The sequence below is a fragment of the Loktanella sp. F6476L genome, assembly GCF_023015725.1.
In the GTDB taxonomy this organism is placed as follows: Bacteria; Pseudomonadota; Alphaproteobacteria; order Rhodobacterales; family Rhodobacteraceae; genus Yoonia.
Map to the genome: position 1 here is coordinate 59,138 of NZ_JALKAR010000002.1, position 25,046 is coordinate 84,183.

A 25,046-nucleotide genomic window follows, 5' to 3' on the forward strand; every position below is an offset into this window, starting at 1 on the left:
CAATTAGTTAGTTAACTTTTCTTATTAATCTATTTACCTGCATTGTATGGCTGTTATGGTGGTGAAATGGAAGACGGGCTTATCAGATCAATCAGCACGGGCTTAAGCCAGAAGGGTGTTCGGGATCATAACGAACGGCTTTTGCTGTCGCTTCTGCAACGAAATGGGCCGATGCCAGGAAGCGACCTTTCACGATTGGCCGAGCTTTCCCCGCCCACTGTTTCAAGCATCCTTCGACGCCTTAAAGGAGAGGGGATTTTGGAAACGGGAGATCCGGTTAGGGGCAAGGTTGGGAAGCCTTCTATTCCAATGAAATTGGCGTCAGATGGCGCATTTTCGTTCGGTCTCAAGATTGGGCGAAGGTCCACAGATCTGGTGCTCCTCGATTTGAATGGCAACCTGCGCGAAGAGCGGCAATTGACCTACCCTGTCCCGGTTCCTGATGACATCTTCGATTTTCTGGAAGTTAGCGTTCGCGACATCATAGATGATATGGAAACAGCGCACGCCGAGCGGATTTGTGGCCTTGGGATCGCGGCCCCGTTTGAGTTATGGAACTGGCCAGACCGGTCATTGGACATGTCTGCGGCCTTGTCGCCGTGGGAAGGCATCGACCTGAAAGAGGAAGCCCAATCACGTGTCAGCTTGCCCGTATTACTTTTAAACGACGCCACTGCCGCGTGTCAGGCCGAGCACACCTACGGTCGCGGCAAAGAGTTTCGGGACTATGCATATTTCTTCATTGGAGCGTTCATCGGTGGCGGAGTTGTGCTGAACAATTCGGTCTTTGAGGGACGTCAGGGAAATGCAGGCGCGTTGGGATCACTTCGAAGTATTGGCCCCAACGGAGAAAGCATGCAGTTGGTCGATATGGCCTCGATCCACCAGTTGGAATTGCGCCTTCGTGAGGTGGATTTGGACCCCCAGCAACTCTGGTCGGACCCAGACAGCTGGCATACCCTTTCACGCTATGTTGACCCTTGGTTGGGTCAAACAGCACAAGAACTTGCCAAGGCCGCGCTGTCGACCTGCTCGGTCATAGATTTTGAAGCGATCCTAATTGACGGAGCATTTCCGACCAGTGTGCGCGATGATCTCGTGAACCGAGTTCGCCGCTACGTCGTAACACAAGATACACGTGGACTGATCCAACCTAGGATCGAAAGCGGCAGCATTGGCGGCAAGGCCCGCGCGATTGGTGCCGCAACCCGGCCGATTGGAGCGCAATTTATGATGCAAGCGAGCGTAGGGATGACGGTTTGATCGGCGCGTTTCAACAAAGCAGCCGTTCATACTCTTTGCAGCATCGGTGAGATTGGGCTCTTCGCGGCCATTAGATCGAACGCAGCATATCGCGACCACGGCAGAACCGCCCCAGCGAGGACGGCCCATAAGAGACATTCACCACCCAACGCCGATGCTGCGGTCGCAGCCCGCATTGCCGCCATTCGCTACGACTGCGAAATCTTGGCACACTCGAACTCACGGTCTGCGGGGAAAGCGCCATTTCGTCAAGGCGACGGCAAAGTCCGCTTTTGGAGATCTACTTAAGACGAGACATTGTTGCCGTTGATTGTTGATGAGTTTGACATCGACGGTATTCTGGATTGAGCATCCGTGAAAAGGTCACCGCACTTGTCTAAAGTCCGCATCGCATCAGCACAATCGCCTGAGTTCCACAACGATGTTCCAAGTGCATTGAAGTTTCTCAATGTAATGTCTGAACGCGCCAACGCACAAAATGTCCATTTGCTGGCTTTTCCAGAAGGGTTCTTACAGGGCTATATTGTTGATGAGCGGCAGGCCCGCGAGGTGGCAATTGACATCAGTTCCCAACGATTTTTCACATTACTAGAGAAATTCCCAGCATCAGGGCCCATATTGGTGCTTGGTATGATCGAGATAGCTGACGGAAAATTATACAATACCGCGATAGTTGTTAAAGATCAGGGGCTTGTTGGGCGTTATCGAAAGCGTCACCTATTGCCGAGCGAGGCTGCCTTTACTGCTGGACAGGAGCTACCGATATTTGAAGCCGTAGGCCTTAAATTTTGCATAAACATCTGTTTCGACACGAACTTTCCTGTGCTCGAAAGACAAACGACTTTGGCAAACGTCAAGCTAATGGTTTGCTGTGCGAACAACATGTTGCCACACGACACAGCGAAAAAGTACAAATCGTTACACAATTCGGTGCGCGGGCAACGCTGCAAAGAGACTGGACTGTGGCTCATGTCGTCTGACGTTACTGGCCAGCGCGAAGATCACTTAGCTCTAGGACCTACGGCAATCTTGAACCCTAAAGGTGATGTCGAAGAACAATTGCCGTTAGGGCAAATCGACCTGTTGGTTTTCGATCTGCCCTGCGCCAAGTAGTCTGCGAACGAACCGAGCATTGGAAATGTAGGTTGTGCAAAGCGGTCGTACATACGAGGCGCCGCACCCGTCGATTTGGGCTCACTGCGGACATTAGCTGCGCGATGCACCGAGGTCTGCTTCGCGGGACATTGTTGCCGTTCAACGCCATTGTTCGAATAGCCGCTTTGTTGAGGTGAAGGCAAAGTTGCGATCAACGCCTCAGCTCGCCATACTAGCAAAATGGATGATTGGCCGCCTTGGAAAACCAGACCGAAGAATTCACACTCTGGGCGAATTTTAGCGCTCGCGCATTGCATCTTCAGCATGCACTATCACGCTGAACATCACGTTTCTGAGGGACCTATTAGGACCTTCGACAACAAGTGTGCAGGTGATCTGGAAAGATCTGCCCGTATTCTCGCTCAATCCGAGTTTACCCGCTTCATAGATGACATTGGCAGGCGAAGCGTCTTCATGTGTTCACCAACCGATTTTGAAAAGATTGCCCAAAGTGAAGATGCGCGTCGCGTGGCTGTTGAGGAGGTCTGTGAGGCTGTCCAGTGGTTGGCGGAAGGCCACTTCAGGTCGAGCGAAGAAATCGACCATCTAGCAGAGTTAATCAAACAAAGTTAGCCGACATTCATCCAAAGCGCAGCATTCGTGACTTTGGGCTCAATGCAGACATCCCTGACCTCTATGAACCCAACAAAAAACCCGACCGCTCTTCAGCAATCGGGTTTTTCAAATTCAACTAAATCGCAGCTTAGTGCAGTTTCGCACCGACCTGGGCAATTGCGTCGTCGATCAAGGCCGCTGTGCTTTTCGCATCAGCTTGCTTTGCGATGATGTCTTGCGCAGCACCAACGGCAACTGTCACAGCTTGGTTGCGGATGTCTTTCACAGCCGCAGCTTGCGCCGCTTCGATTTGCTCTTCGGCGCTTGCCAGACGACGGGCAACGGATGCCACGATGTCGTCTTTCGCAGTTGCCGCAGCTTTCGCAGCTTCGTCCTTTGCAGATGCGACGATACGGTCGGCCTGCTCTTGAACTTCTTTCTGCTTACGCTCGTAAGATGCCAACAACGCCTTAGCTTCGTCGCGCAATGCGCGGGCTTCGTCCAGTTCGGACTTGATGCCAGTCGCACGGGCGTCCAGCATTTCGCCGACTTTGCCTGGAACCTTGAAGTAAACCAAGATGCCAACAAACACGAGGAACGCGATCAGAACAACAAAGTCTGTGTTCTTCAGCGATACAAACGGGCCGCTTGCAGCAAATGCAGGGGACGCCATCACAGCCAAAAGAGCAGTCATAAGTAGCTTCATAGCTTACCCTTTCATCCGTGCAGTGACCGCAGCAGTGACGGTTTTGGCATCAGCCTTACCACCCAATGCAGCAACGATTTCGCCAGCTGTATCTTTGGCAACTGCGGTGACGCTTTTGACAGCACCAGCGCGAATTTCCGCAATCGCAGCTTCGCTTTCAGCAGTCTTGGCTGAAATCTGCGTATCGGCTTTTGCCAATTCCGCGTCCAGTTCGGACTGAATTTCTGCCTTCGCTTCGGCTACAATCTTTGCAGCTTCAGAACGGGCGTCTGCCAGCGCTTGGTTATATGCAGCTTCGGCATCTTGGGCTTTCAGCTTCAATTCTTCAGCGGCAGCAATATCATTCGTGATTGTACCTGACCGCTCTGCGAGCACGGATGCGATCCGCGGCAATGCAATGCGTGACAGTACAAAGAAGATCACAACAAGTGTGACCAACAGCCAGAAAATCTGGTTCGGGATCCAATCAGCACAAAGCTGTGGCATCCCAATGGCGCTGCCCGACGGGCCAACACATGCGCCAACTGCGTGTTCAACTGTTTCTGTTGCCATTTTGGCCCCCGAAGTCCTGTTAAGTTACCGGCTGGCGCGACGTATCACGCCAGCCAGCCGTAAGGATAGATCGGTTGTCTTAGACAGCAAACATCAGCAGCAAGGACACGAGGAATGCAAAGATACCAAGTGCTTCTGCGAATGCGAGACCGATGAACAATGTAGCAGTCTGCGATGCAGCTGCGGATGGGTTACGCAGAGCGCCTGCGAGGTAGTTGCCAGCAACATTACCAACACCGATAGCGGCAGCGCCGGAACCGATTGCAGCCAGGCCAGCGCCGATGTGTGCGAGTTCGCCTTCCATGATATTTCTCCTTACGATGGAATTTTGAATTTGTGTCGTTAGTGGTCGGACAAGTGTGGTGGTCTTAGTGATGCGGGCTAAGCGCGTCTTTCAGGTACACACAGGTCAGAATGGTGAATACGTAGGCTTGGATACCGGCCACGAGGACTTCCAGTCCGTAGATGGCGGCGATGCCTGCGATGGATACAGGGCTGATGATGCCGATAGCGGCAAAGCCTGCGAAAACTTTGATAACTGCGTGGCCAGCCATCACGTTACCCGCAAGACGGATAGAGTGGCTTACCGGACGCACGAAGTAAGAGATGACTTCGATGATCGCGATGATCGGACGCAACACTGCTGGTGCGTCTTTCATCCAGAACATGCCCAAGAAGGATGCGCCGTTCAAAACAAAACCCAGTACAGTCACGGCGATAAAGACACCAAAACCAAGGATCGCGGTCACAGCGATGTGGGATGTTGTCGAGAAGGACATCGGCAGCAGGGCCAAGTAGTTTGCGAACAAGATGAACACAAACAATGTCATGATATATGGGAAGTACTTGATGCCATCTTTGCCGGTGACATCTTCAACCATTTTGTAGACGAAGGAATACATCAGCTCTGCAATCGACTGTACCCGTGTCGGGACAATCGCGCGGCCTTTGGACCCCATCACGAAAACCGCGATGATCGCGAGAACGGCGATGGCCATCCAAAGCGTTGCGTTTGTGATTGTGAACAGGCCTACTTCGCCGTCGCCAAACAGCGGCTTGACGATAAACTGATCGAGGGGGTGAAAGACAAGACCTTCTTCGGAATGTGCATCAGTCGCCACGTTGATCATCCTCTTCATTCGCAGCATTCAGCTGCTTGTTCTGCATCTCTTTGGCTGACCGCATCATGGTGTTCACACCTGCCGCGAAGCCCAAGAATATAAATATCACCAGAAAGATCGGGGTTGTCCCGAACAGGCTATCCAGCCCGTATCCGATGCCGAAACCGATCCCAAGACCGGCTACTAATTCGATCACCATCCGCCATGCCATCTGGGCTTGGGAATAATGTTCCTCTGAATGGTCCTTGATTTCTGGACCTGCTTTCAGCGCATCGATTTTGGCCTCTAGGGCTTTCAGTCGTTCCGCGTGATCAGGTTCATTGGACAAGGAATTGCCCCCTCAGATGTTGCGCATGGTCTAGGCGCAGGGCCAAACAGAGTCAACAGGATGTGATCTGCAATATAATACATTAATAACAATACACTAGAACGCACTCCGCATGACGCACCATGCCGAAACCGCCCCATTTCAGGCCAATCAGACATTCAACCATTTGGTTGATCTTCTCTGGATCGCCCCGAATTATCAGGATAAGCGTATCAGCATGACACAGCCGCTCGACATTATCTTTGCAGCCCTCGCCGATCCGACGCGGCGTGCGATCCTGTCGATGTTGCTTGAAGATGATATGGCCGTGACCGACGTTGCAGAGCCGTTCGAGATGTCGCTCGCCGCAATTTCCAAACACTTGGGCGTGCTGACTGCAGCAGGTCTGATTAGCCAAGAAAAACGCGGTCGCGTGAAATGGTGCAAGCTGGAACCGGACAACCTGCGCGAAGCGTCCACATGGATGCAGGGGTTCGGGCAGATGGGCGGGCTTGATCTGGACGCGTTTGAGCGGTTCTTGGAAACAGAGCTGCGGCGGGGCTAACCCCGTGAACCAAAACCGCCGTCGATCAGATGAACGGGGTGGCGAACGCGGTTCATCGGCATTGGCAAGCTATGTTTCATCTTGCTTGAATCAGACGATGAAGGAATAGCACCCTCTGGCAGCAAACTGGACAGTTGCGCATCGCGACGGGACAGCGCCGACGGCGTAAGATACGGGGGCTTTGCGAGAAACGGATATTCATCCGGCGACATAATCTTCACAAATTGCCCTACGGGGACGCGGTTTTGAAACCGGTACGACGCGTCTGGTCCCCCTGCTCCGCCCCTTTGAAAAACAAAAACACCGCCATCATCCGCAATATCTGTCACGCTGATATGGACGTTCAACTCGAATGAATTGGGCCAAGGAAATTTGACTAGGGTCGCAGGTTGCCCGAGTTCACCAATGAGGAGATAGGACGCCCGCCCCCACTTTAACCCAACGACTGCAAAAAAGGCGGCACTGGGCGATGTGATCAGTTTGCCCCACATTAGCCCTCGGGGCAGCAGGTACTGATCAAAAACGCTCCGGCGAAAATCCCACATCTCAAACGCCGTGGCGTAGGTATCCGCAACAAAGGTATCGTTGAGTATCATAAAACGGTCGGGCGACGTGCCGATCAGATCATGGACATTCTCACCTTCGGGATAAACGATCATGCGGTGCAGGACGCCATCATCACCGCGACTAAACAACACAGTCACACCGCGCCAAAAATGCCCAAGCCCCAACTGCAAAACCACCAGCTATTCCCGCAACAACAACAGCAGCGCCACAATCGTCAGACCGATCCCTAAAAGAACCATCGCAGGTGGCAGCGGGTTGCCCAACGCCACATCCCAGACCATCACCCAACTTGGGGTCAGGTAGGTGTACGCCATAACCTTTGCGCTTGGCAGGCGGAGCGATGCGAATTGCAGCAACGTGAACGTCGTCGCAGATGCAAAGACTGAGACGTATAATATAGTCACCCAAACCAAGGGCCGCAGATCCGCCCAGTAGGTCCTGATGATCTCTGGCAATCCTAGCACCGTCAGGATCAAAGCCCCCGCGACCAAGGTCCCAAAAGTGAATGAAAGCGCTGTTTCCCCGCGGTTCAGCTTACGAACCAGCGGCGTGTAGGCCGCATGCGATACACAGCCCCAGAAATAGATCATCTCGCCGCGCCCAACATCAAAACCAAGGATTGCGGATACATCGGCCCGGAAAATTACCCAGATCGCACCTAATGCGCCGATCCCAAGCGCAAGCGCCATACGGGACGTCGTGACTTGACGCAACATGACGTAGCCAAAGATCGCGGACAAGATCGGGGTCAGGGTGAAGACCGCAGCGGCGCTGACGGACGGCGCCGTTTTCAGGCCTTCAAACATCAAGACAAAGTAAAAGGTAAAGACCACGGCAAGGATCAGGTATCGCCACGGCGCACGAAAGTCGCCGCTTTTGATTGCACCAGTGCCGAATGCAATGCCGCCAACGATACCGGCCGCTATCCAAAAGCGAACAGCGTTCAGCGCCATCGGTGAAATTTCATTTGCGACCAAAACACCCAGCGCAAACGATCCCGCGACCAACACCGAAAACAGCAACATCGCAAGGTGACCGGCCCACGCCGGGCCACTTAGGGCTAGAGGTCGCAATTTTTCATGTACCCTTTGACGAAGGACAAAAAGGTTTGGACCTTTGTCGTGCGGTGTAGGTCGACATGTGTGACCAGCCACATTTTGATATTCCATTCCGGAATCGGGGCGATAACGGGGATCAATGTCGGGTATCGGCTGACCGCTGAGTTTACGACAAATCCGATGCCCGCCCCCGCCAGAATACTGTCTTGCAGCGCGCGTTCGTCGGTTGCGCGGTAGACAAAGTTTTCCTTCGGTACAATTTCAGCGAGCCAACGGGCGAATGGCGCGCGATGATCCACATTATCATACCCCACAAACCTGTGGTTATGGAAATCGTCGACCCCATCCGGCATCCCGAAACGCGCGATATACGCTTCAGAAGCGACGAGCTGGACGGTCGTTTCCATCAGTGGCTGCACAACGTTATCGGGTTGATCAGGCGCCATGGCACCTGCCCTAATTGCCACATGGGCTTCGCCGTATTCGAGCCGGAACAAACGTTCACCAGTCAAAAAGCGGATACGGATATCAGGGTGTTCCGTTTGAAATTGGGCAAGCATAGGTGCCAGCATTTGCGAAAAACTAAGCAGTGATGTCACCACAAGTTCGCCACTGACGCTTTCCCCCAGCCCCTTGATCCGGCTAACAAGTTGGGAAAACTGATCATCCGTCGCTTTGGCGACTTGCAACAAATCCGTGCCTGCCTCTGTCGGCGCATAGCCACGCGCGTGGCGCTGGAACAACTTCACACCCAGCCGTTGTTCCAAGGCGTCGATATGCCGGATCACGGTCGCATGATGTACACCCAAAACGTCTGCCGCACCGCTGACGGTACCGTTACGGGCTACTTGATACGCAGTCCTGATTTCGTCCCAATTGTCCATGATACGACCTGTGCAAATACAAACAGTTCTGGCCATTATTGGCGATTTACGTTCACATGCGCAAGGGACAGCCAAAGGCGGATCAGCAGTTTCACGCCATGACTTGACTCAGACGCCTCTGCCGTCTAATTCGCGACCCAACTCCGGAAGCAACAGACTTCCGGTCCCTTTTGTAAAAGGGATCGCCCCCCACCAGCGTGTTACGCCCGTGGGGGCGCTACTGCATTCAGCGTCTCGTTCCTATATGGAAAGGTGACGCAACCAACGACGAAGGGCTTAGTGCCGATGTTTGAGAACCTATCAGAACGCCTTGGCGGCGTCTTCGACAAGCTCACCAAACAAGGGGCTTTGTCCGAAGACGACGTGAAAACAGCGCTGCGCGAAGTCCGCGTGGCCCTGCTGGAAGCAGACGTTTCCCTACCCGTCGCCCGTGATTTCGTCAAAGCCGTTGAAGCCAAAGCAACTGGTCAAGCCGTCACCAAATCCATCACGCCCGGCCAGCAAGTTGTTAAGATCGTCCATGACGAACTGGAACATGTGCTGACAGGCGACAGTGATCCCGGTGCGCTGAAAATCGATAACCCGCCTGCCCCGATCCTGATGGTTGGTCTTCAAGGCTCCGGTAAAACGACAACCACTGCGAAGCTGGCGAAGCGTTTGAAAGAACGCGAAGGCAAGCGCGTGCTGATGGCGTCGCTTGATACGAACCGCCCTGCGGCGATGGAACAGCTGGCGATCCTGGGCAACCAGATCGGTGTTGATACTCTGCCTATCGTCAAAGGCGAAGATCCGGTTGCGATTGCGAAACGTGCGAAAACCCAAGCGTCACTTGGCGGCTACGACGTCTATATGCTTGATACCGCTGGCCGTTTGCACATCGACGAAGAACTGATCGCGCAGGCCGCTGCCGTGCGTGACGTCGCCCAGCCCCGCGAAACGCTGCTCGTCGTTGACGGCCTAACCGGTCAAGACGCAGTGAACGTCGCCCAAGAATTCGACGACAAAATCGGCGTCAGCGGCGTGGTCCTAACACGGATGGACGGCGACGGACGCGGTGGTGCAGCGCTTTCGATGCGTGCGATCACAGGCAAACCGATCCGTTTTGTGGGCCTTGGCGAAAAGCTCGACGCGATCGAAACGTTCGAACCAAACCGTGTCGCTGGCCGTATTCTTGGCATGGGCGATATCGTCGCTCTTGTCGAAAAAGCCCAAGAAACCATCGAGGCCGAACAAGCCGAACGCATGATGAAGCGCTTCCAAAAAGGCGCGTTCAACATGAACGACCTGAAGATGCAGCTTGAGCAGATGATGAAAATGGGCGGCATGGAAGGCATGATGGGGATGATGCCCGGCATGGGCAAAATGAAATCCCAGATGGATAAGGCGGGCATGGATGACAGCATCCTGAAACGCCAAATCGCACTGATTAACTCCATGACGAAGAAAGAACGCGCAAACCCTGCTTTGCTAGCCGCATCCCGCAAGAAACGGATCGCAAAGGGTGCGGGTCTTGAAGTGTCCGAACTGAACAAACTCATTAAACAGCATCGTCAGATGGCTGATATGATGAAGAAAATGGGCAAAATGGGTAAAGGCGGCATGCTGAAACAAGCCATGAAAGGCATGTTCGGCAAAGGCGGCCCTGACATGCCCGGCGGCATGCCCGACATGAACGATCCAGCCGCGATGGAAGCCGCAGCAAAAGCCCTGCAAGGCCAGATGCCCAAAGGCATGCCAGGTCTTGGCGGCGGCATGGGCCTGCCCCCCGGTTTGTCTGGCTTCGGGAAAAAGAAATAAGCCATGAGCAATATGACCCTGCAAACAGAACGGCTGATCCTGCGCCGCCCCGAACCGGGTGACTATGGTGCGTTTCGTGCATTCATGACGTCTGATCGGTCAAAGGGTCTTGATGGCCCGAAAAGCATCGGTGACACGTGGCGTGCATTCGCAGCCGAGTTGGGGCATTGGGAAATCTTTGGGTATGGCATGTGGGCCGTGACAATCCGTGGCGACAACGATGCTGTCGCCCTTGTCGGCCCGTGGACACCGGAAGATTGGCCTGAAACCGAAATCGGCTGGATCGTGCTGGACCCAGCTGTCGAAGGCACCGGCGTCGCATACGAAGCGGCCAAAGCGGCCATCACGCATGCCTTTGACGCCCTGAACTGGCGCACAGCCGTGTCCTATATCGCCCCTGAAAATGTCCGTTCTATCGCCTTGGCGCAAAAGCTGGGTGCGACGCTCGACATTTCAGCCAAGACGCCTGCGTCTTATGGCGATTGCATCGTTTACCGTCACCCCGATCCCGAGGGGGCGCATCGATGACATATCCGACATCGCAGTGCACGGGTTGTGCACGCAATGTGCACGCAAGTCACATGTTACTTTTGGGGGCCGCATGACCGATACGACAACCAAAGCCGCCGACATCCTCAAGGGCCACCGCGAGAGCATCGACCGCCTCGACGCGATCCTCGTCTACACGCTTGGCGAACGCTTTAAACACACACAGGCCGTCGGCGTTCTCAAAGCAGAACACGCCCTGCCCCCGTCCGATCCAGACCGCGAACAAAAACAGATCGCGCGGCTTACCGACCTTGCAGACCGGGCCGATCTCGACCCGGAATTCGCCAAGAAATTCCTGAATTTCATTATTCAGGAAGTCATCCAACACCACAAACAACACCAATCCTAATAGACTGAAATTAAAGGACTAACACCATGGCTATGAAAATTCGTCTCGCCCGCGGCGGTTCCAAAAAACGCCCTCACTATTCCATCGTTGCAGCGGACAGCCGCATGCCACGCGACGGTCGCTTCATCGAAAAGCTCGGCACATATAACCCAATGTTGCCAAAAGATTCCGAAGAGCGCGTGAAAATGAACATGGAGCGCGTGAAGTACTGGTTGGGTGAAGGCGCACAGGTCACTGACCGTGTATCCCGTATGCTGGAAGCGGCAGGCGAACTGCCGAAGAAAGACCGGTCTAACCCTAAAAAGGGTACACCAGGTAAAGCGGCACAAGCACGCGCAGAAGAAAAAGCGCAAAAAGCAGCAGACGCTGCTGAAGCGGCAGCTGCACCAGCTGAAGAAGCTGCAGCTGCACCAGCTGAAGAAGCTGCAGCAGAAGAGTAAATCTCTGACGCTGGTCGGGCGGCGCATATATTGCCGCCCGACCGCTCTTTTTCCAAAGATCGCGTTGCCGGTCTTTCGCAAAGGAGTTTGATCTGATGACCACAGACACACGTGTAATCGTAGGTTCGCTTGGTGGCTCCTTTGGCGTCAAAGGTGAAGTCCGGCTGAAATCCTTTTGCGCAGACCCAGCCGCCATCGCCGACTACACACCGCTTTATGCCGAAGACGGCCGTGCCTTTGCGCAGGTGGTTCTGACGGGCCAACTGAAAAACGGATTTTCCGCTCAAGTCTCTGGTATCACGACAAAAGAAGAAGCAGACGCGCTGCGCAACACGCCGCTTTATGCGGAACGCGATGCAATGCCGCCAGTGGATGACGACGAATATTACTACGCAGACCTGATCGGCTTGACGGTGGTCGATACGGGCGGCGCGACGCTCGGCAAGGTCAAAAATGTGGTTGATCATGGCGCGGGCGATCTGCTGGAAATCACACCACCGACAACTCCCGAAACCGTATTTCTGCCCTTCACACAGGCCGCCGTGCCCACGGTCGATCTGAAATCGGGCAAAATCGTCGCAGATCCGCCAGCAGGCCTGTTCGCTGACGATTAGGCCGCCTTTCTTTTGGTCATAAATATCTCGGGGGTATGGGGGCTGGCCCCCATGTCGAGACGCAACAGGCTGCGCAAAACATCTGCAATGACTTTACCCCGCCCCCCGATCACCGCCATACTTGTGCCAAACCTCATGTCAGGCAAACCCGATGGCAGATCAGCAGCAAATCTTACTTCACCCCGGTTTTCATCGCACTGGCACCAGTTCGATGCAGCATTTTCTGTGGCTGAACCGGGACGCGTTGGCCCCCTATCTGACAATCCGGCTCACGCGTCACTTCAAGTCTGTCGCGCGCCTGTGCACCCGTTATTCCACCACACAAAACCCGCTCGATCTGACTGATATTATCAGTGAACTTGACGCGGGCTTCGCCGCTACGCCGGTTCCAACTGACCGCAACCTATTGATCAGTAGCGAAATGTTCTGTGGTGAAATTCCCGGACATGGGACCGTTATGGATTACAGCGCGGCGCCCACATTGATCACTTATCTTGTCGGTTACCTCGAAGAACGTTTTCCTGAGGCAAAAATCACGGTTCTCTTGTCGACACGCGATGTGGAAGAATGGTTGTTCAGTGTTTATCGCCATGTCTTGCGCCGCAGTCGGTTGACCATGACGCGAGAAGAATTTGCGACCACCTACCGTGACGCCGCTGATTTTGAAGCCGTCGCACAGGACATCGCAGAGGCAATCGCCCCACTCGACGTTCTATACCTGCCGCTGGATCACGCTTTACAGAACCCGCTGGGTCCGGGGGCTGCGCTTGTTGATCAAATGCCGCTGCCGGATACGGTCCGCGATGCGTTACTGCCTGTCGGGATTGGTGCAAAGGGCGCTGAACCGCATCTGTGGGGGCAGTTCTTGGCAATGAACCGCGCGGATTACCCAGACGATCAGGTCACAGCGCAAAAAGAACAGATGGCAGAGGCCGCAAAACTTGGCCATTGGCGGAAAGCCTAGCGTTCTGTCGCGCTTGCGCCTAAAAGCCCGCCCATGACAGATGCACCCAAACCGCCCGTCTCGAAATCTTTGGCTACAAAGTCGCACGGCGGTAATCAGGCCCGTGCGATTGGGCGGAAATCCATTCGCCCGACGCTAAAGCCGCGCGATTTGATGACCGACACGCCCGAATTGGCCGGTGCGTGGCGCGCGCAAATCCTGACTCTGTTTCCGCAGGCTTTTCCCGGGGTACTCGGCGAGAGCCTGACCGGGCGTGCTTTGCAGGACGGCAAATGGCAGCTCGAAACTTACGATCTCCGCGAATACGGCATTGGCAAGCATCGGAATGTCGATGATACGCCCGCAGGTGGTGGCGCGGGGATGGTGTTACGCGCCGATGTGCTGGAGGCGGCGATTAACGATGCGCGTGCCTCTGCTAAGGGTGTGATGCCGTTGATTTACCTCAGCCCACGTGGACGCCGTATGGATCAAGCGCTGATGCGCGAGTTGTCACAGGCCGACGGTGTCACACTGCTATGTGGCCGTTTTGAAGGTGTCGATGAACGGGTGCTTGACCACTACAATATCATAGAAGTCAGCCTTGGCGACTTTGTCATGACCGGCGGCGAATTGGCCGCACAGGCGATGATCGACGCGACCGTGCGCCTACTGCCCGGTGTGTTGGGCAATATGGCCTCGACCGAAGAAGAAAGCCATTCGAACGGGCTACTGGAACACCCGCAATACACGAAGCCAGCGGAATGGCAGGGCCACGCGATCCCTGATGTGCTGCTATCTGGCAATCACGCGAAAATCGCGGCATGGCGCAAAGCACAGTCGGAAAAGATCACACAGGACCGGCGTCCGGATCTTTGGGATGCGCATATAAAGAAGGGCTAAAGCAGCCCTTCCGCTTCTAGCACTTTGCGTGCAGCGCGGAAGCATTCTAGCCCCTGTGGTACGCCGCAATAGATTGCGATCACGTGTATGATGGCGCGAATTTCTTCTTTCGTCACACCGTTGTTGATCGCGCCGCGGCAGTGCAGTTCCCATTCCTGCATCTTTCCCAAAGCGCCGATCATCGACAGGTTCATCATTGAACGGGTCTTTGCATCAATGGCATCGTCGCCCCATCCAAAGCCCCAGCACCAAGCTGTCATCGCTTCTTGAAACGGCATGGTAAAATCATCAGCAGCCGCAAGGTTCTTTTCGACATAGGCGCCGCCTAGGGTCGCTTTGCGCTGCTCTAAGCCCTTCAAAAACAAGTCTTCGTCAAACGTGCTCATGATCTAATCGCCCCTTCTTGCCAATCGGTTACGCCATTGAACGATTGTTGCGCCCTGATGGCAACAACATTGGGTAAATACGGCGCAACGCGTTGAAAAATATTGATAAACGTGATAGCTAAAGTTCATAAACCTCAAACTATAGGAATGCCCTTGAAGATCATTGGAACGCGCACAAATTCTCCATCCGAATTCACACTCGCCCTTTGGGCCGCGCGCCGACGATCTGGTATTTCATCCTTCTTACTTCACATTTTCGTCTGCTTCGCTTTGGCCGCTGCCACGTTCTTCTTCGGGAACAACGGAGGGCTCGTTTTCGTCGGTGGGGCGTGCATCACGCTCGGTGTGATCGGGTTGCTTGTGCGGCGGATGATCGGAGCCATGACAGAGCTGTTTCAGGTGGTCGCGTTGCGATTGAACCTTTGACTGGAATTTGTTGCATTTGCATGTCAATTGGCACGATCTTTTCTTGATCCCTTACCGCGTGACGCCTATACGACCCCATCACCGGGCGCCCTAGGCGATTCTGGTGTGTGGTTTATGGAACCATTCGGGTATTGAGCGTTACTGCGTTGTAACGGACCTCACCGGATAGGCCGGACGACCGACCAAGAATGACGACGTGATCTTTTGCGGGCGCATTAGCGGACCCGATAACGACAAAAAGCTCTCGCGACTGACGAAAACGCAACCGGACAACCGGTGCCAATCATAGGAGCGCATCATGGACGTGATCGCACAAATCGAAGCGGAGCAAATCGCTGCGCTGGGGAAAGAAATCCCTGACTTTAAAGCGGGTGACACCATCCGCGTTGGTTACAAAGTGACCGAAGGGTCCCGTACCCGTGTTCAGAACTACGAAGGCGTTTGCATCGCCCGTAAGAACGGCAAAGGCATTGCCGGTTCTTTCACAGTTCGCAAGATTTCGTTTGGTGAAGGCGTGGAACGTGTGTTCCCACTGTTCTCAACAAACATCGACAGCATCACCGTTGTACGTCGTGGCCGCGTTCGTCGCGCCAAGCTGTACTATCTCCGCACACGTCGTGGTAAGTCCGCGCGTATCGCAGAAGTCACCAACTACAAAGCGCCAAAGGCGTAAGGGGTCCTGTCATGAAAAAAGATATCCATCCCGATTACCACTTCATCACTGTCAAAATGACAGATGGTACAGAAGTGCAGATGAAATCCACTTGGGGCAAAGAAGGCGACGTTATGGCGCTGGACGTTGACCCATCTGTGCACCCTGCATGGACTGGTGGCGGCACGCGTCTTATGGATGCCGGCGGTCGTGTTTCCAAGTTTAAGAACAAATACGCTGGTCTTGGCTTCTAAGAAGCGAACGATCATCGCGATTTTCGAAACGCCGTCCCTTTTGGGGCGGCGTTTTGCGTTTCGCTTGGATGTCGAACCATGGTCAGCGACGAAGTCAGTTGTTAGAATTGGCAAAGACGCAAGCAAGGCCACACAGATATGACATCGCACCGCCCTACCCTGCACCTCGTTTGTGGTAAGATCGCCGCTGGGAAATCGACGTTGACCGCGGCATTGGCGGATACCGATCAAACGGTTCTTATGTCCGAAGATGTATGGTTGAAGACGTTATTTGCGGACGAAATGAATACGCTCAAGGACTACGTTCGCTTTTCCGCACGGTTGCGTCAGGTTTTGCAGGACCATGTCATAAACATCCTGAATGCTGGACCCTCTGTGGTTCTCGACTTTCCGGCCAATACCGTCGAGACGCGTGTTTGGATGAAAGAAATCGCGCGAAATGCGGATGCGGATCACGTGCTGCATTGGCTCGATGTCCCTGACGCGATATGTATCGCGCGGATGCACACCCGAAACGCCAGAGGCAATCACCCATTCTCGGTGACCGAAGCGCAATTTGCGCAAGTGTCAGCGCATTTCGAGGCACCGCGCCAGGACGAAGGCTTCAACGTTCAAATCCACAGGGATCACAACTAATGGCGCATCCGCTCGATTCATTGATTGATCAAATCGTTCAGCAGGCCACACGCGACGGTAAGATGGATGATTTGCCGGGTGCAGGAAAACCGCTGCCCCATGTAGATAATCCGCAAGATGCGGTGCTTGCCCGCCTGATGAAAGAAGCGGATGCGACCGCGCCTATCGTAGTACTGCGGAGACAAATTCTGGCCGCGCAAGACAAGCTTAAGACTGTAACGGATGAGGCCGAGAAACGGCAGCAGATGCTTAATATCTCAGAGCTACAGACGAAACTCGCCCTCGAGATGGAAGCGTTTCGCAAATACGGGTGATATCCCGCGTTTTCTAAAAAATTGGCACCTCCAGTCGAACTGGAGGTGCCTTCAAACTTATGCAGCGGATGAATTCCGACCGCCACCGCCGCCCGGCTTACGCCGACGCCGCTGACCACCACCGGGCTTGCCGCCACCGGGTTTGCCCGCGCCACCAGCTGCTTTCGGCGCGCCGCCACGTCCACGGCCACCGCCGCCTCCGCCACCACCGCGACGACCACCGCCGCCGCCGTTTGGCCGTTTTTTCTGACCGGGCTGGATTTCCCAAGGCGTGCCGGACGCGACAGGGATCGCTTCTTTCATTGCCTTTTCGATGTCCTTCAAATCGACAATCTCGTCAGGAGCGCAGAACGCAACGGCGCTACCTTCAGCACCCGCACGCGCCGTCCGGCCGATCCGGTGCACATAGTTTTCAGCCACATTCGGCAGGTCGTAGTTATACACGTGCCGCACACCCGGAATATCGATCCCGCGGGCAGCAACATCGGTCGCCACAAGCACGCGCACACGACCGGCTTTGAAATCTTCAATCGCGCGCTGGCGTTGACCTTGGGATTTGTTCCCGTGGATCGACGCGGCTGCAAAGCCTTTATTCTCAAGGAACTTATACAGCTTTTCACAGCCGTGCTTCGTCCGACCAAAGACCAGAGCCAATTCATCACGGTGTTCATCCAACAGCTCTACCAGCAAATCAGATTTCGCCGCTTGTGCCACATAGTGCAGCGATTGGTTGATCCGTTTCACGGCCTGCCCCGGAGGGTTCACTTGCACGCGCACCGGATCAGTCAGGTAGCTATCAGCCAGTTCTGACATCAGTTTCGGCATTGTCGCCGAGAACATCATCGTTTGGCGATCTTTGGCCAGCAACGGCGCAATCCGGCGCAGCGCGTGGATAAAGCCCATGTCGAGCATTTGGTCCGCCTCATCAAGCACCAGATAGATTGTTTCATCCAGACGCACGGCACGACGATCCAACAGGTCAATCAGGCGACCGGGAGTGGCGACGAGCAGATCAACACCACCAGCCAGACGTTTTGTCTGCGCCACGATCCCTGCACCACCAACGACCAAAGCGACCTTCAGATGGCTGCCTTTGGTGTAGTTTGTCAGGTTGTCGGAAATCTGTTTGGCCAATTCGCGTGTCGGGGCCAAGATCAGACCGCGCACGGTTTTTGCATTCGGCTTTACGCCTGCTTTCATCAGCGCGTCGATCATCGGCAGACCAAAGGCCGCCGTTTTACCGGTCCCTGTTTGAGCAAGCCCCATCACGTCGCGACCGTTCATCGCGTGTGGAATAGCCTGTGTCTGAATAGGCGTCGGGTCGGTGATGCCTTGTTCGGCAAGCTTCGCCACAAGACGGGGCGCAAGGCCCAGCATATCAAAATCCATAAATCTCTTTCTGTGCGAACACAGGTCCGCATCAATCGTTTTGGGCCTGACGCCAGATGCATCAAACCCCTTGCAGGTTGCGCCCATATGCTGACGGGTCTGGCCACGTGCCAAAACTGCCGATCAGGCGCTGGACCCCCTGCGTGATGTGGGAACCGGGAATGTAGACGACGCCTTGCCTAGACCGCTTGGTCGGGCTCTGCTCACGCGGGCAGGATGCATCGGTTAAGCTGCACATGGTGCCAATTCCGCCCAAAGTCAACCCGCTACGCCGCCACACAGTGTTGCACCACGTCACACATTGGCGAAAACACATCAGCCATTTCACGCCGATACTTTCACAAGGCGCAAACACACCATAAGGTTGCTACAAAATAAGGGCACGAGGGTAAATCAGTGGCGCATATTATCGTTGTCGGAAACGAAAAAGGTGGGGCAGGCAAATCCACCGTATCAATGCATGTTGCAACGGCGCTTTCGCGGATGGGGCATAAGGTTGGTTGTCTGGATCTGGACCTGCGTCAAAAGACGATGGGACGCTATATTTCCAATCGTTCGGCATTCATGGCGAAGAGCGATTTGAACCTGCCGACCCCTGACTATCAGGATTTGCCTGAAATCGATCAGGCGTCCGTGCCTGATGGTGAAAACATCCACGATCATCGTCTGTCGATGGCTGTTGCTGGACTTGAACCGGAAAACGATTTCATCCTGATCGACTGCCCAGGATCGCACACACGGCTTAGCCAAGTGGCCCATTCGTTGGCCGATACTTTGATCACCCCACTCAATGACAGCTTCATTGACTTTGATCTGCTGGCCCACGTGGACAGCGATGGTGAAGAAATCACTGGTCCTTCTGTCTATTCCGAAATGGTCTGGAATGCGCGCCAACTGCGTGCACGTGCGGGGCTTTCTCCGATCGACTGGATCGTCGTGCGCAACCGGATGGGTGCGCAGCAGATGGTTAACAAGGAAAAAATGGAACGGGTGATTGCCAAACTGTCAAAGCGGATCGGATTTCGCACTGCACCCGGTTTTAATGAGCGCGTGATCTTCCGCGAACTATTTCCACGGGGTCTGACCCTGCTTGATCTGCGTGATCTTGGCGTGAAGGGTTTGAACATTTCAAACGTCGCTGCACGCAACGAATTGCGCGGTTTGATTTCAGCCTTGAATTTGCCGGGTGTAACCGTCGATTTCTGATCAAAGTGTAAGGGCTGATTAGCACTTTTTCGTCAAGATGACGTTGAGAGCGAATTAATGGTTCTCTTTCGGTGACGACACTGCCTAATAATGGGGCAATTGAACCGGCGAAGGACACGTCATGCTGCGTACTATCTATGAACACCAACGGTATCTTGCGCTTTGTATCGCAGCTATTCTTACGGTGATTGCTTGGTTGTGCTGGATCATTGACGATTGGCCCTTCACCCTTGTCCTCATCACCGGGGGACTAACCGCGCTTGGCATCTATGATATGCTTCAAACCAAGCACGCGATTACCAAAAACTATCCGCTGATCGGCCATATGCGGTTTTTGTTCGAAAAGATTCGTCCTGAAATCCAGCAATATCTAATTGAAGGCGATCTTGAAGAAGTACCCTTTTCCCGCGAACAGCGTGCGCTTGTCTATCAACGCGCAAAGGGCGCCGAGGATAAGCGCCCATTCGGGACCATGCGTGGCGTCTATGATGCCGGTTACGGCTGGTTGACCCATTCCATCGTACCGACGCATTTCGAAAACACGGACTTCCGTGTCGACATCGGCGGTAAAGATTGCAAACAGCCCTATGCCGCGTCGCTTTTCAACATCTCTGCGATGAGCTTTGGATCGCTATCTGCCAACGCCATCAGCGCCCTGAACAAGGGTGCAAAGATGGGTGGGTTCGCCCATGATACGGGCGAAGGTGGCATCAGCCGTTACCACAAAGAAGGCGGCGGTGACCTTATCTATGAAATCGGGTCCGGTTATTTTGGCTGCCGCGACGATGATGGCAATTTTAATCCGGAAAAGTTCAAGGAACGCGCCGGACAAGATCAAGTCAAAATGATTGAAATCAAGCTATCGCAGGGCGCAAAACCCGGCCATGGCGGGATGCTTCCGGCCGCAAAGATCACGCCCGAAATTGCAGAAGCTCGCGACATCCCGATGGGACAGGATTGCGTGTCCCCTGCATCGCATTCATCGTTCTCGACACCGATGGAACTTGTTCAGTTCATTAAACAACTTCGCGATCTGTCAGATGGAAAACCCGTCGGGTTTAAGCTTTGCATCGGGCACCGTCGTGAATTTATGTGCATTGTCAAAGCCATGCTAGAAACGGGAATCACGCCAGATTTCATCGTTGTTGATGGTACTGAAGGCGGGACGGGTGCCGCCCCTATCGAATTCACGAACCATGTTGGCATGCCGATGGTCGAAGGTTTGACCTTCGTGCACAACACATTGCGTGGTGCCGGTTTGCGCAACGAAATCAAGATAGGTGTTGCAGGCAAGATCACATCAGCGTTCCATATCGCAAAGGCTTTGGCGCTTGGTGCGGATTGGTGCAATTCGGCACGCGGCTACATGTTTGCGATTGGTTGTATTCAGGCCCAAGCCTGCCACACAAATCACTGCCCCGTCGGTGTCACGACGCAGGACCCTATCCGCCAAAAGGCATTGGACGTGGAAAATAAAAGCCAACGTGTCGCGCGATACCATCGCGAAACGCTGAAAGCATTGGGTGAAATGGCCGGTGCTGCCGGGCTCGAAGAACCACGTGCATTCTTACCCTATCACTTTATGCAACGCGAAGCGGATAGCAAAATGAAGGAAGGCTCCGATGCTTTCCCTTATTTGCCACGAAAATTTTTGCTGGAAGAAGGCGAAGACCACATCGAATATCGCCAACGGTGGCGCCGCGCCGATGCACACAGCTTCGCACCGCCGGAAAAGCCCGCGAACTAACAAAAGATTAGTTTCAGGTTTCCCTTTTCCCGCATGGCGAGGGTGGTCTTCCTTTGATCTTCTATGCAATTTGCGCGTGACAAATACGGAGCACCGCAATGTCCAAAGACCTGACACTAGACCCTTCTGACTGGGACGCATTTCGAGCGTCCGCGCATGAAATGTTGGACGCATCCATCAACCAGATGATGGCTGCGCGCGAAGGTCGGGTTTGGACGCCATTACCAGAGGATCAAAAGCAAGGTTTCACAGGCCCGTTGCCCCGCGAAGGTCGCGATGTCACCAACCAAATGGAGGCACTTTTGCCCCATGGTGTTGGGAACACGCACCCGCGGTTCTTTGGTTGGGTCCATGGGGCTGGCACACCGTCGAACATATTGGCTGATATCACCGCCGCCGCGATGAACGCCAACCTTGGTGGTCGTGATCACGGGGCAATCTACGTTGAAAAACAGGTTGTTGATTGGTGCCGCGAAATCTTTGGTTTCCCGGCGGATAGCAGTGGATTGATTGTTTCTGGCACATCAATTGCGACGTTGATCGCGTTGAAAGCCGCACGAGATCGGATCACTGACTTTGAAAGCCGCAAAACGGGTCGTCCCGAAAAATTGGTCGGCTACACGTCAACACAAACTCATACCTGCGTCGCGCGCACCTTTGACATCCTTGGGATTGGCAGCGATGCGCTCCGCAAAATTCCGGTCAACGCGCAATTTGAAATTGACTGCGACGCCCTGCGAACTGCAATCGACGAAGACCGAAAAGCCGGTTTCACACCGTTTGTGATCGTCGGGACGGCGGGCGCTGTTAACGTCGGTGCCATTGATGATTTGGAGCAATTGGCCAGCATCAGCAACGATCAAGATTTGTGGTTCCACGTCGATGGTGCCTTCGGCGCGCCCGGTATGCTGAGCGATCTGCTGCGCCCCAAACTGAAGGGGCTGTCCAAAGCTGACTCTATTGCGTTTGATTTCCACAAATGGCTGCACGTCAACTACGACGCCGGTATGATCTTGATGCGTTCTGAAGACACACACAGACGCACGTTTTCAGAACGCCCAGATTATCTGAAGGGCGCGGATCGTGGGCTTGCAGCTGGAAACCCATGGCCGACCGAATATGGACCTGAATTGTCGCGCGGCTTCCGTGCGTTGAAAGTTTGGTCGCAGCTGGCAACACATGGCACGGAAAAATTGGGGGCACTGATCACCCGAAACTGCGAACAAGCACAATATCTTGCCAAGTTGGTTGATGAAACTGACGGCTTTGAACGTTTGGCGCCAGTCCCAATGCAAATCTGCTGTTTCCGGTTTTGTCCGGATGATGCACCGCATGACAAAATCGACCTGCTCAACGATGAAATTGTTATGCGCCTGCAGGAAGACGGCATCGCAGCACCATCCACGACGTTGATCGATGGCAAAAACGCGATCCGTGTGAACATCACAAATCACCGCACAACATTCGAAGATCTCGATCTTCTGGTTCGCGAAATCAATCGTATCGGGCGCTTGATCGTTTCTGAATCGGCAGAAACCTAACTAAAATCGGCGCGGCGCGCGAGCATCCGCCTGTAAGATAGCGGCATCACTCGCGGACAACTTGCGGCGTGCGTAGCCGCCGTATGCCATTGGATTACCTCGAATTTCAGGAACGCGAGTCAAAAGTCTGGACTGCTCTTCCTTCCGTAGCGATCCAAGAGCCGCACTTGCTGGATGGAAACTTTCAGTGGGTACACCGTTCGCAAATACGATCTCGTGCTGCCCCAACATCATGTGAATATAGGTGACATGGGTTAGACCGTGCGCCCGCACGATGGTGCTGTCGTTAACTAGATTTTTCGCAGAGACTAAAACTTCATCCGCGTTAAACAATGTGCGCGCGCGCGCGCCCCGCAATACCATGCGATGATCCGGTGACACCAAAAGCCCGGCGTCAGGGACATCCTTGTCCAATGCACCTTCACGCAGTCGGATTGGCCGGAGATGGGGTTGAGCTTTCATGCGCGCGCCAGAGATCAAGCGACGCCCGATCCACAAAATTTCGGCTTTGCCGTTATCTTGCGTCTGGACGTAGTCACCTTCCATCAAAGCGGAAACATCACGGGCGCCGTCTGGCGTCATAATTGCGGTTCCCGGCGTGAAGCATATGACGCCACCGGCATCTTGCGATGGCGCGTGCCTGACCGACGCTTGGATTTCCTCTTTGACGACCCACAAAACCGTATCTTGTGGGGGTACTGTGTTTTGGAACATGAGTAAGGGCTTCTTGCCCGCCCCCATACCAATAACGGTTACGAGCCAAAGATCGCGTCCGTCGGTGACCGAAAAGTAACTGCCAAAAATTGTGATGTCTTCATCGTCGACTTGCGTCGGAGACTGAAGCGCATTGCCAAACATCTGCTGGACTTTCAGACTGGCACGGCGCCGCAAATCGGCTTGCCCAAGCGGGTTATCCAACAACAAGACGTCGCTCGGTCCATCGACCCGTGTTGTATTGCCTGTCCACACCCAACCGACACCTGGTTTGACTGCGCCAACGTTTGGGGACATTTCCCCATCGATCGCAGTTTGTGCCCACGGGACGACGAACGTGCCACGAAAGCCCGTTTTCATGCCAATTACCTCTGCCTCACAAGTCGCTACATCATTTTCGTGCAGCGTTCTTTCAGTCAGCCTAGGCCATTTGCGACGAACCGATCAAGTCACGTCAAGTATATCGCGTAAGTTCTTGGTCAGAAGTTGAAATTAAGCTTCAGTGACCCCGTTAGCTGGCCCTCTGGTTGCCCTTCAAATTCGGGAGTCAGGTAACTGAGGCCGTAAAATACTGAGGTGTCGCTTTCACTTTGCCAATGCATGCCAGCACGCAACCGGCCCCGTCGGTCCATCGCGACAACGCCCCGTTCCGCTGGAAAATACGCACTATCGGCAACGGCAGCTAGGTCAGCACCAAGAACAAATGCAAACCCAGAATCTGCAGTCTCCGTCCCATGATAAAGATGTCCTGTCGTCACATCCCTAATCAAAATGTCGGACGTTATGTTTCGTCCCAACACGACATCGGCCCCGAAACGCGCGACGTCTTCTGGGCCGATCTGAAATTCGGCAAATGGTCTTGCTGTTATAAAGTCTGTCAGTTGAACGTTGTCCGCCGCTTCAGCCGTTAAACCAAGGTGAAATGCGTTTTCCAGTTGGCTGTCCGTAAACCGCACCTGTGCAAGACCGAGTTGGTCATGTGCCCGTTCTTGAAAACGGGATAGGCCCGTTTGTGGCCCGATTGCTGTAATATCAACGCCAACCGTACCACGAAATGTATCCTGCCCGAAATGGCTGTGCACACCCAGCGATAACGCCCCAGCATACGGGCGATCACCCGGGGCATCCCCAATACCGTCAGACGCCATAATCGCCGAGCGCAGCCGATATTCCCTGATGCTACCGAATTCTAACGGTGTCCTGTCCCAATTGCTGGGGCCGCGCACAAAACTGTGGACGTAGCTGCCAGTTTGATAACGGTCACGGCCATCACCGAAAAAATCGTTTGTAAACAAACGTCCTTCACCCAGCGCATCACGCGATTGCGCGTGTGAAACTGTCCCAAAAGGTACAAGCAAAAGCAGCAATAGAAAAAGGCAGCGCATAAATATGGCCTTCAAAGCAAGAGCGCCCCCACTCCCGTCCAACAGCAGTAGCGGCCGATTTCGATTCCCGC

The 25,046-nt window shown here is 54.2% G+C and carries 30 protein-coding genes; 18 read left to right on the plus strand and 12 right to left on the minus strand.

Translation table 11 applies throughout. The annotated features are described in order from the left end of the window. The first annotated feature begins 66 nt into the window (after positions 1 to 66). Both MWU61_RS05505 and MWU61_RS05510 read left to right on the plus strand, forming a co-directional pair. Positions 67 to 1,263: an ROK family transcriptional regulator gene (locus MWU61_RS05505; RefSeq protein WP_247127289.1), complete on the plus strand. Its 1,197-nt coding sequence runs from the start codon at positions 67 to 69 to the stop codon at positions 1,261 to 1,263. Positions 1,264 to 1,635: 372 nt separating this feature from the next. After that, complete coding sequence (locus MWU61_RS05510) at positions 1,636 to 2,376, plus strand: nitrilase-related carbon-nitrogen hydrolase (RefSeq protein ID WP_247127290.1); 741 nt, start codon at positions 1,636 to 1,638, stop codon at positions 2,374 to 2,376. Positions 2,377 to 3,121: 745 nt separating this feature from the next. Here MWU61_RS05510 and MWU61_RS05515 read toward each other — a convergent pair. The 5 genes from MWU61_RS05515 to MWU61_RS05535 form a co-directional block, all read right to left on the minus strand. Continuing rightward, entirely contained in the window at positions 3,122 to 3,679 is a 558-nt protein-coding gene (locus tag MWU61_RS05515; RefSeq protein WP_247127291.1) for a F0F1 ATP synthase subunit B, read from the minus strand. A gap of 3 nt (positions 3,680 to 3,682) precedes the next feature. Continuing rightward, positions 3,683 to 4,231 carry a F0F1 ATP synthase subunit B' gene (locus MWU61_RS05520; protein ID WP_247127292.1) on the minus strand — a complete coding sequence of 183 codons (549 nt, stop codon included), beginning with the start codon at positions 4,229 to 4,231 and terminating at the stop codon, positions 3,683 to 3,685. A 79-nt stretch (positions 4,232 to 4,310) separates the two neighbouring features. Continuing rightward, positions 4,311 to 4,535 (minus strand): F0F1 ATP synthase subunit C, encoded by a 225-nt coding sequence (locus MWU61_RS05525; RefSeq protein ID WP_247127293.1) that lies wholly within the window; start codon positions 4,533 to 4,535, stop codon positions 4,311 to 4,313. A gap of 64 nt (positions 4,536 to 4,599) precedes the next feature. Further along, on the minus strand, positions 4,600 to 5,361 hold the full coding sequence (locus MWU61_RS05530; protein ID WP_247127732.1) for a F0F1 ATP synthase subunit A: 762 nt from the start codon (positions 5,359 to 5,361) through the stop codon (positions 4,600 to 4,602). Next, entirely contained in the window at positions 5,342 to 5,680 is a 339-nt protein-coding gene (locus tag MWU61_RS05535) for an AtpZ/AtpI family protein (protein WP_247127294.1), read from the minus strand. The genes MWU61_RS05530 and MWU61_RS05535 overlap by 20 nt, the downstream gene beginning before the upstream one ends. A gap of 217 nt (positions 5,681 to 5,897) precedes the next feature. On the opposite strand from MWU61_RS05535, the gene MWU61_RS05540 reads away from it, so the two are divergent. Beyond that, positions 5,898 to 6,224, plus strand: coding sequence for a metalloregulator ArsR/SmtB family transcription factor (locus MWU61_RS05540; RefSeq protein ID WP_247127733.1), 327 nt, complete (start codon positions 5,898 to 5,900; stop codon positions 6,222 to 6,224). On the opposite strand, the gene MWU61_RS05545 is transcribed toward MWU61_RS05540, so the two are convergent. The 3 genes from MWU61_RS05545 to MWU61_RS05555 are packed head-to-tail and all read right to left on the minus strand — an operon-like array spanning position 6,221 to position 8,733. Next, a complete protein-coding gene (locus tag MWU61_RS05545; protein ID WP_247127295.1) occupies positions 6,221 to 6,967 on the minus strand; it encodes a hypothetical protein in 747 nt (248 codons plus the stop codon). The two genes, MWU61_RS05540 and MWU61_RS05545, sit on opposite strands and share 4 nt — an antisense overlap. 3 nt (positions 6,968 to 6,970) lie before the next feature. Further along, positions 6,971 to 7,864 (minus strand): DMT family transporter, encoded by an 894-nt coding sequence (locus MWU61_RS05550; RefSeq protein ID WP_281501973.1) that lies wholly within the window; start codon positions 7,862 to 7,864, stop codon positions 6,971 to 6,973. Then, positions 7,852 to 8,733, minus strand: coding sequence for a LysR family transcriptional regulator (locus MWU61_RS05555; RefSeq protein ID WP_247127296.1), 882 nt, complete (start codon positions 8,731 to 8,733; stop codon positions 7,852 to 7,854). Before MWU61_RS05555 ends, MWU61_RS05550 begins: the two co-directional genes overlap by 13 nt. A gap of 285 nt (positions 8,734 to 9,018) precedes the next feature. Here MWU61_RS05555 and ffh point away from each other — a divergent pair, with 285 nt between their 5' ends. The 7 genes from ffh to trmD all read left to right on the plus strand — a co-directional run bounded on the left by ffh (position 9,019) and on the right by trmD (position 14,325). Further along, positions 9,019 to 10,530, plus strand: coding sequence for a signal recognition particle protein (gene ffh / locus MWU61_RS05560; RefSeq protein ID WP_247127297.1), 1,512 nt, complete (start codon positions 9,019 to 9,021; stop codon positions 10,528 to 10,530). Positions 10,531 to 10,533: 3 nt separating this feature from the next. Beyond that, positions 10,534 to 11,058, plus strand: coding sequence for a GNAT family N-acetyltransferase (locus tag MWU61_RS05565; protein WP_247127298.1), 525 nt, complete (start codon positions 10,534 to 10,536; stop codon positions 11,056 to 11,058). A 73-nt stretch (positions 11,059 to 11,131) separates the two neighbouring features. Then, on the plus strand, positions 11,132 to 11,428 hold the full coding sequence (locus tag MWU61_RS05570; protein WP_247127299.1) for a chorismate mutase: 297 nt from the start codon (positions 11,132 to 11,134) through the stop codon (positions 11,426 to 11,428). Between the two features lie 26 nt (positions 11,429 to 11,454). Then, positions 11,455 to 11,868 (plus strand): 30S ribosomal protein S16, encoded by a 414-nt coding sequence (rpsP, locus tag MWU61_RS05575; protein ID WP_247127300.1) that lies wholly within the window; start codon positions 11,455 to 11,457, stop codon positions 11,866 to 11,868. A 95-nt stretch (positions 11,869 to 11,963) separates the two neighbouring features. Next, positions 11,964 to 12,482, plus strand: a complete 519-nt coding sequence (rimM, locus tag MWU61_RS05580) for a ribosome maturation factor RimM (protein ID WP_247127301.1) — start codon at positions 11,964 to 11,966, stop codon at positions 12,480 to 12,482. A 151-nt stretch (positions 12,483 to 12,633) separates the two neighbouring features. Beyond that, on the plus strand, positions 12,634 to 13,446 hold the full coding sequence (locus MWU61_RS05585; RefSeq protein WP_247127302.1) for a hypothetical protein: 813 nt from the start codon (positions 12,634 to 12,636) through the stop codon (positions 13,444 to 13,446). A gap of 33 nt (positions 13,447 to 13,479) precedes the next feature. Next, positions 13,480 to 14,325 (plus strand): tRNA (guanosine(37)-N1)-methyltransferase TrmD, encoded by an 846-nt coding sequence (trmD, locus tag MWU61_RS05590; protein ID WP_247127303.1) that lies wholly within the window; start codon positions 13,480 to 13,482, stop codon positions 14,323 to 14,325. On the opposite strand, the gene MWU61_RS05595 is transcribed toward trmD, so the two are convergent. After that, complete coding sequence (locus MWU61_RS05595) at positions 14,322 to 14,711, minus strand: carboxymuconolactone decarboxylase family protein (protein WP_247127304.1); 390 nt, start codon at positions 14,709 to 14,711, stop codon at positions 14,322 to 14,324. The genes trmD and MWU61_RS05595 overlap by 4 nt on opposite strands. 153 nt (positions 14,712 to 14,864) lie before the next feature. Between MWU61_RS05595 and MWU61_RS05600 the strand changes: the two genes are divergently transcribed. The 5 genes from MWU61_RS05600 to MWU61_RS05620 all read left to right on the plus strand — a co-directional run bounded on the left by MWU61_RS05600 (position 14,865) and on the right by MWU61_RS05620 (position 16,993). After that, positions 14,865 to 15,137: a hypothetical protein gene (locus MWU61_RS05600; protein ID WP_247127305.1), complete on the plus strand. Its 273-nt coding sequence runs from the start codon at positions 14,865 to 14,867 to the stop codon at positions 15,135 to 15,137. Positions 15,138 to 15,435: 298 nt separating this feature from the next. Next, positions 15,436 to 15,810: a 50S ribosomal protein L19 gene (gene rplS / locus MWU61_RS05605; RefSeq protein ID WP_247127306.1), complete on the plus strand. Its 375-nt coding sequence runs from the start codon at positions 15,436 to 15,438 to the stop codon at positions 15,808 to 15,810. A gap of 11 nt (positions 15,811 to 15,821) precedes the next feature. Beyond that, positions 15,822 to 16,043: a 50S ribosomal protein L31 gene (rpmE, locus tag MWU61_RS05610; protein ID WP_247127307.1), complete on the plus strand. Its 222-nt coding sequence runs from the start codon at positions 15,822 to 15,824 to the stop codon at positions 16,041 to 16,043. Positions 16,044 to 16,181: 138 nt separating this feature from the next. After that, a complete protein-coding gene (locus MWU61_RS05615) occupies positions 16,182 to 16,679 on the plus strand; it encodes an ATP-binding protein (protein WP_247127308.1) in 498 nt (165 codons plus the stop codon). After that, positions 16,679 to 16,993 carry a DnaJ family domain-containing protein gene (locus MWU61_RS05620; protein WP_247127309.1) on the plus strand — a complete coding sequence of 105 codons (315 nt, stop codon included), beginning with the start codon at positions 16,679 to 16,681 and terminating at the stop codon, positions 16,991 to 16,993. The genes MWU61_RS05615 and MWU61_RS05620 overlap by 1 nt, the downstream gene beginning before the upstream one ends. A gap of 57 nt (positions 16,994 to 17,050) precedes the next feature. Here the strand turns inward: MWU61_RS05620 and MWU61_RS05625 are convergent, their stop codons facing one another. Further along, positions 17,051 to 18,382 carry a DEAD/DEAH box helicase gene (locus MWU61_RS05625; RefSeq protein WP_247127310.1) on the minus strand — a complete coding sequence of 444 codons (1,332 nt, stop codon included), beginning with the start codon at positions 18,380 to 18,382 and terminating at the stop codon, positions 17,051 to 17,053. A 396-nt stretch (positions 18,383 to 18,778) separates the two neighbouring features. Between MWU61_RS05625 and MWU61_RS05630 the strand changes: the two genes are divergently transcribed. The 3 genes from MWU61_RS05630 to MWU61_RS05640 all read left to right on the plus strand — a co-directional run bounded on the left by MWU61_RS05630 (position 18,779) and on the right by MWU61_RS05640 (position 22,876). Further along, positions 18,779 to 19,588: a division plane positioning ATPase MipZ gene (locus MWU61_RS05630; protein ID WP_247127311.1), complete on the plus strand. Its 810-nt coding sequence runs from the start codon at positions 18,779 to 18,781 to the stop codon at positions 19,586 to 19,588. Positions 19,589 to 19,709: 121 nt separating this feature from the next. Then, the gene (locus MWU61_RS05635; RefSeq protein WP_247127312.1) at positions 19,710 to 21,335 is read left to right on the plus strand and encodes an FMN-binding glutamate synthase family protein; all 1,626 of its coding nucleotides are present in this window, start codon (positions 19,710 to 19,712) and stop codon (positions 21,333 to 21,335) included. Positions 21,336 to 21,433: 98 nt separating this feature from the next. Further along, positions 21,434 to 22,876: a pyridoxal-dependent decarboxylase gene (locus MWU61_RS05640; RefSeq protein WP_247127313.1), complete on the plus strand. Its 1,443-nt coding sequence runs from the start codon at positions 21,434 to 21,436 to the stop codon at positions 22,874 to 22,876. Here MWU61_RS05640 and MWU61_RS05645 read toward each other — a convergent pair whose 3' ends face one another. Both MWU61_RS05645 and MWU61_RS05650 read right to left on the minus strand, forming a co-directional pair. After that, positions 22,877 to 23,950 (minus strand): Hint domain-containing protein, encoded by a 1,074-nt coding sequence (locus tag MWU61_RS05645; protein ID WP_247127314.1) that lies wholly within the window; start codon positions 23,948 to 23,950, stop codon positions 22,877 to 22,879. A 119-nt stretch (positions 23,951 to 24,069) separates the two neighbouring features. Then, positions 24,070 to 24,975: a lipid A-modifier LpxR family protein gene (locus tag MWU61_RS05650; protein WP_247127315.1), complete on the minus strand. Its 906-nt coding sequence runs from the start codon at positions 24,973 to 24,975 to the stop codon at positions 24,070 to 24,072. Positions 24,976 to 25,046: the final 71 nt, after the last annotated feature.